Origin of the sequence: Corallococcus praedator (assembly GCF_003612125.1) — a bacterium.
Classification (GTDB): domain Bacteria; phylum Myxococcota; class Myxococcia; order Myxococcales; family Myxococcaceae; genus Corallococcus; species Corallococcus praedator.
In genome coordinates this window covers 1-400 of record NZ_RAWI01001335.1, presented here as the reverse complement: position 1 = coordinate 400, position 400 = coordinate 1, and the positions used below count along the sequence as shown (strand labels likewise).

Genomic DNA, 400 nt, shown 5'->3' with positions numbered 1-400 from the left:
CACCTGGCCGCCGCGCCTCACGACCTGGGCCCGGATGCCGTCGTACTTCCACTCGACGAGCCAGCCGTCGGGCTCGCCGAGACGGGCCGCGAACGCGGGGTGCGGCAGGTCGAGCTGGTGGGCGAGGAAGAACGGGTACGGCTGGCCGAGGTCGACGGCGCCTTCGTCGCCCTCGGCGGTGAGGCGCGCGTAGCGCTCGGCCGTCGGCGCGACGCGGCCGTCGGTGTAGCCCATCATGCGCTGCGCCACGCGCTTGGCGTCGACGCCCGAGCCTTCGGCGAGCGCCCGCTGCACGAGCAGCTTGCTGACGCCGACCCGGAAGCTGCCGCCGATGAGCTTGTTGAGCAGGAAGCGGCTCTGCGTGTCGAGCTCGTTCCAGTAGCCGGCGACGCGATGCGCC

1 pseudogene is annotated in these 400 nt (G+C 73.2%); it reads right to left on the bottom strand.

Annotated features, from left to right (window positions below):
- Positions 1-400, bottom strand: a pseudogene (locus D7Y13_RS44345) (ATP-dependent DNA ligase); the annotation flags it as partial.